The sequence below is a fragment of the Methanocalculus sp. genome (genome assembly GCF_030651615.1).
In the GTDB taxonomy this organism is placed as follows: Archaea; Halobacteriota; Methanomicrobia; order Methanomicrobiales; family Methanocorpusculaceae; genus Methanocalculus.
Map to the genome: position 1 here is coordinate 1 of NZ_JAUSCG010000037.1, position 5,399 is coordinate 5,399.

General features: G+C 47.4%; 7 protein-coding genes. 3 read left to right on the forward strand and 4 right to left on the reverse strand.

Translation table 11 applies throughout. The annotated features are described in order from the left end of the window. Both Q7V06_RS01475 and Q7V06_RS01480 read right to left on the reverse strand, forming a co-directional pair. Positions 1-1,355: DUF2207 domain-containing protein (locus tag Q7V06_RS01475; RefSeq protein ID WP_304837015.1), on the reverse strand; the 1,355-nt coding region annotated here is incomplete at its 3' end. 9 nt (positions 1,356-1,364) lie between these two features. After that, the gene (locus Q7V06_RS01480; RefSeq protein WP_304837018.1) at positions 1,365-1,925 is read right to left on the reverse strand and encodes a LemA family protein; all 561 of its coding nucleotides are present in this window, start codon (positions 1,923-1,925) and stop codon (positions 1,365-1,367) included. A gap of 129 nt (positions 1,926-2,054) precedes the next feature. Between Q7V06_RS01480 and Q7V06_RS01485 the strand changes: the two genes are divergently transcribed. The 3 genes from Q7V06_RS01485 to Q7V06_RS01495 all read left to right on the forward strand — a co-directional run bounded on the left by Q7V06_RS01485 (position 2,055) and on the right by Q7V06_RS01495 (position 3,903). Next, a complete protein-coding gene (locus Q7V06_RS01485) occupies positions 2,055-3,095 on the forward strand; it encodes an ATP/GTP-binding protein (protein WP_304837020.1) in 1,041 nt (346 codons plus the stop codon). Between the two features lie 2 nt (positions 3,096-3,097). Then, the gene (locus tag Q7V06_RS01490) at positions 3,098-3,601 is read left to right on the forward strand and encodes a hypothetical protein (protein WP_304837023.1); all 504 of its coding nucleotides are present in this window, start codon (positions 3,098-3,100) and stop codon (positions 3,599-3,601) included. Between the two features lie 110 nt (positions 3,602-3,711). Next, positions 3,712-3,903, forward strand: a complete 192-nt coding sequence (locus tag Q7V06_RS01495) for a hypothetical protein (RefSeq protein WP_304837026.1) — start codon at positions 3,712-3,714, stop codon at positions 3,901-3,903. 26 nt (positions 3,904-3,929) lie between these two features. On the opposite strand, the gene Q7V06_RS01500 is transcribed toward Q7V06_RS01495, so the two are convergent. Beyond that, complete coding sequence (locus Q7V06_RS01500; protein ID WP_304837029.1) at positions 3,930-4,580, reverse strand: V-type ATP synthase subunit D; 651 nt, start codon at positions 4,578-4,580, stop codon at positions 3,930-3,932. A gap of 3 nt (positions 4,581-4,583) precedes the next feature. Beyond that, the coding region (locus Q7V06_RS01505; protein ID WP_304837032.1) for a V-type ATP synthase subunit B at positions 4,584-5,399 on the reverse strand (816 nt) is incomplete at its 5' end.

The following is a 5,399-nucleotide window of genomic DNA, read 5'->3' on the forward strand; positions in this document are numbered from 1 at the left end:
GCGATGATATAAATGAACGCTCCAAGCAGAATGAGAGCAGGTGTTCCCCTCCCATCCACAGCATACCGGCCAGAGATCCGCTCATCGGTTCTGGTCATCAGGTCGTTTAGGTTATCCTTGAGGGCAATGGCGATATGCTCATCAGCTGATGAGCTCTTTGCCCGTTGTGCAACCGCTTCAAAGTAACTGGTATCAAGAACCCCTGACTCATCAGAGTTTAAGGAGATGAAGTTCATCACCTTCTGTTCATACTGATCATCTCCCTCCTCCTCAAGAAGCCGGATCGTCACTCCTTTCTTCTCAGGATTCTCCCGGATCTCAATCTTCTTCTTCCTGTGGAGATCGAGGAGTGTCGCATAGAATCCGTTCTCATCAGATGCGAAGGCATCTTTATTGAAGACGAGATTCACCTGCCAGGGAGGCAGTGTCTCATCCGGAACAGTACTGAGGTACTCCGGAACGGTGAACTCCTTCTCCCTGCCATAGAGTATGTAGAGGAGGAGCAGAAGGAACGGCGTGATGATGACAAGTATCTTTCCGATGAGGAGCAGAATGTCCGCAATGAAGAAACCAAGGAGATACGAATTATTTGCCGATTCGGTCTGCTCCCTGACTCCCTCAACATACGTTTTAATCCCGGCAACAGAGTCACGTGCATCAGGTGTCATCAGGAACTCAACCTCGATCCGCTCGTTGGAAGGAGAACTGCCAGATAACACTATCATTCCCTCTTTTTTGATGATCTCATATGTTGGGGGATGTGTATAGACATCCGTGATCCGGTCGGATATGAGCGTTATTGTAACATCCTTATACGGAATATGCTCGTCAGCAAACATCAGGTTGATATGAACAGCGTTACTGTCATATTCAACCGGAGGAACCATCAAGTATCTATATTCGACGATGTATTCACCGGGTGTGAAGTAGTTCGGGTTGGCAATCCCAACCTCGTTTGGATATGCAAGGTCGGCAACAAGTGATCGAACACGTGAGTTATCACCATTAAAGAGATGGATGCGGCCGCTGCCCGTCTTCAGGTACGCAACAGCTCCATCCGGAGCCGATGCTCCATTGAGCCTGATATGCGGCTGATCGGATGCCTGATCTCCATAGATGAGAGGGACTTTCCAGTTCCGGTAGAGCATCCGATATTCTTCGGCTGATTGAACAGAATAGACGTACCGTTCGATGAGCTCTCCATCTTCGTTCCAGACAACCTCATAGGATTCGACGATAAGGTCTCCACCAAAGTTAACTGCATCTGATGGAAAGACCGCCATCACGGCAAGTGCCGACAGTCCAAGCAGAAGGGTTGCAATGATGAGGATGGCAACCTGTTTCTTCTCTTCCATGAATGAACCTCAGAACTCTATCTTTGGAGCTTTTGCAAGGTTTTCATCTTCGAACTCAAGGTACTCAAGCTTCTGCATCCCGATCATGTTTCCGACGATATTCGATGGAATTGTCTGGAGCATGGTATTGAACTGCTGGGAGATGTTGTTGAAGGTGTACCTGTGGCGGGCGATCTCATCTTCGAGTCCTTTGATCGAGCCCATCAGGTCCTTTACCGTCTGTGAGGTCTTCAGGTCAGGATAGTTCTCCATGACTGCAAAGAGGCGGCCAAGGACACTCCGTGATTCTGCTTCAATGGCATTCAGGTCACCTGCACCGGCTGATCCGACGCTTGCACGCATCTTTGTGACAGATTCAAGTGTGCTCTTCTCAAACTGCGCATAGCTTTTGACAGATCCGAGCAGCTGGTCGATCATATCGAGCCGCTTCTTCATGGCGACCTTGATCTGGCCGAGTGTTGCTTCAGATGCGTTCTTCAGTCGGTAATAACGGTTGTAGATGCTTACAAACCAGAGAGCAATTCCTATGACGAGAAGTACCAGAATCCCGCCGATGATGAGTTCAAGCATATGTATTCACCTGTATGTACTCTCTTCAAGGATCTGTAAGGATAAATAATCTGATCACAGAAAGATTCTGAGAGGAGAAAGGTTAAACTTGAAAAAGATGTATGATGTACCAGGAGGGTTCTTCAGATTATGCTTCTTCGTATTATTTTTGAGAGATTCACCGCGTTTGATCACCTTGAGATTGAATTCTCTCCGGGTATCAACATCTTCATTGGCAAGAACGGAACAGGTAAGACCCATATTCTCAAGGCACTCTATGCTGCCTCTGATATTACCCGAAGTCAGAAGAGTCTGGGGGAGAAGATTACGAGAGTATTTCTTCCCTCAGGTGAGCAGACAGGGCGACTCGTAAAACGTTCGGCAGAAAGCTCAAGGGGTTATGTCGGCATTTATCGAAGAGTCAAAGACAGGAAGGAGGAGATTGCCATCCAACTCTCCTTATCAAATCATACCCGGTCCTATGAGTCAGCCAGGACAACTGGGGATCTGAAGCAATGGATGGAAGCACCACTTGATTCAGCATATATTCCGGTCAAGGATATGATGGCAAATGCACCCGGTTTCCGTTCTCTGTATAATATGAGGCATATTCATTTTGAAGAAGTCTATGCAGACATCATCGATCGGGCATATCTTGGTACACTCAAAGGCCCGATGGATAAGAACAGAAAAAATCTCCTTGCTATTCTCCAGAATGCGATGGATGGGAAGGTGATCACAAAGAAAGAGGAGTTTTTCCTTAAAAACAAGCAAGGAGAACTCGAATTTACTCTCCTTGCCGAAGGTTTCAGAAAACTTGCACTCCTCTGGATGCTCATTCAGAACGGAACCCTCTCAACTGGCTCTGTCCTCTTCTGGGATGAACCTGAAACTAACCTGAATCCAGCCCTGATGAAGACCGTTATAAATATTCTTGTTGAATTGCAACGAAACGGGGTGCAAATCTTCCTCTCAACACATGATTATGTCATTCTCAAGGAGTTGGATCTTCAGATTCAAGAGGAAGACAGAATTTTGTACCACAGCCTTTACCGAAATGTTGCAACAGATGAGATTGAGATCAAATCAACGAGCAGATATCAGGATGTCGAACCTAATGCCATTGACGAGACATTTGGTGATCTGGTCAGACGAGAGATTGAGCGAACCCTCGGGGTGGTTGCAGATTGATTTTGCAGGAAGGAAATCTTCAGTTTAACTTTCAGGGGGCGATAGGAGGTTTTAAGTTTGACGAGCAGATCCAAGATAAACCTACATATCATGGTCTGTCCCATTGCATGAAAGCAGTAGATTTCATTGTCGAGATGGAAGATCATTACCTTTTTGTTGAGGTGAAGGATTTCTCAAAGAGAACGAATAAGCACAACGATGAGGAGAAGAAGATTATTGATGCTCTCAGATTCAAATTTCGAGATACCCTTCTCTATCGTTTTGCAGAAGAAAAACTTGATAAACCGGTCAGATATTACTGCCTTATCGAACTTGACAATGCTCAGGTGCTGTATATTATGAAGGAGCTCAAGAGGTTGTTGCCGGAACATGGACCGGAAGAAAGGTGGCATCGGCCTCTCGCTGAAAAATGCATTGTGATGAACACTCGTGCCTGGAACACTCTATTGCCCCAATATCCAATAAGCGATATCATCTCAAGAGATAGTGATCTCTCATCAACGTAATCTGGTCCATAACCACAAAATTTTTAGATAACACCTTTGATGAATTAATATATATACTATGGGCGCAATACTAGGCAAGTCATTGATACTATACGAGAGAGGGTGACGTTATGAACGAGAGAGTTGCTGGTGGGTGTTCAGACAAAGCAGCAAACGCTATCGAAAAGCTGAAGACACAGGCACTCGGACGGTGCAGAGAGCGGATCGATGAAGCCCTGAAGCGACCAAAAGAGCGGAGATCAAAACCCTGCACCCCCTCATATGGCATCACATCTCTGCTCCGGAATCAGCACGGGCTCTGAAGATACCGGCAGGGCAGTCACTTTTTTTATGCCCCTGCCTTCTCGGCCTGTTTCCTGCGATTTATGATCTTCTTAACCTTCTTTAACCTGAAGAGATCTTCACGTTCACGCTCTTCTATCGCAATTTTGATGCCTTTTGCCATCTCTTTGAGTTCAGGTATCATCACCTGCTCAAGGGCATTCACCCTCCTGCGGTTCATCTGGATCTCCTCCCCAAGTCTCCTAAGAGATGTCTCTGTCTCGGCAAGTGCGATGATCAGATCCAGTTCACGTTCGAACTTCTCGGCAACCTCATCAATCCTGCCGGAGACACCAAGCACACTATAGCCCCTCTCAAACGTCCCTTTCGAGATCACCTTCTTCTCGAGGACAGGTACCGGCACCCCCATGATATTCTTCCTGGCAATATCGAGGAACACGCCTCTCCGTGTTGCAAGGGCAGCAGAACGGACTGCAACAGAGTCATCAACAGCAATCGCCAGATGGAGTGAGTGGCGGGCCGAGACATCGATAACCTCAAGTTCTGAGCGGGAATCCGATACATCTTTCATGATCAGAAAAAATTCCTGGATTAATGCATCCATCTTCTGGCGGAGGAGATCCTTTCCCTGCTCAGCAAGCTTGATCTGATTTTTCACCCTGATAAGCTCCATTCGTGTGGGCTTGGCCTGTTCCACTCCTCACGCCTCCTTGTACCCTGGATGATATTTCTCAATATAATCCACCTTGATTCGCTTGAGTTCTTCTTCCGGAAGTATGGCAAGAAGATTCCACCCGATCTCCAGCGTCCGTACAATCCCCCGGTTTTCATCACCCTGTGATATGAAGGTTTTTTCAAACTCATCAGCAAGTTTAAGGTACTTCCTGTCAAGTTCGGTCAGGGCCTCCTCACCAACAATCGCAACAAGCCGCCTGAGATCCCGCCCATAGGCATAGGAGGCATAGAGCTGATCAGCGACATTCCTGTGATCTTCCCGTGTTTTTCCCGCACCGATACCGGAGTTCATCAGTCTTGAAAGGCAGGGGAGCAGATCAATCGGCGGATCTCCCCCCCGCCTGAAGAGATCCCGTGACAGCACAATCTGACCTTCGGTAATATATCCGGTCAGGTCCGGGACAGGATGGGTGATATCATCATCGGGCATCGTCAGGATGGGGATCTGGGTGATCGAGCCTTTTTTACCTTTAATCTTTCCGGCACGCTCATAGATCGTCGAGAGATCGGTATACATATACCCCGGATATCCACGCCTCCCCGGCACCTCTTCGCGGGCAGTAGAAATCTCCCTGAGTGCTTCGCAATAGTTGATCATATCGGTCAGTATCACCAGCACATGGTGGTTGAGAGTATATGCAAGATATTCCGCAACCGTGAGGGCACACCGCGGTGTTGTCAGCCGTTCGATAGTTGGATCATTGGTCAGGTTCATGAAGAAGACCACCCTCCCAAGAGCTCCGGATTTCTCAAATGATCGGGTAAAGAAGGAGGCTTCCCT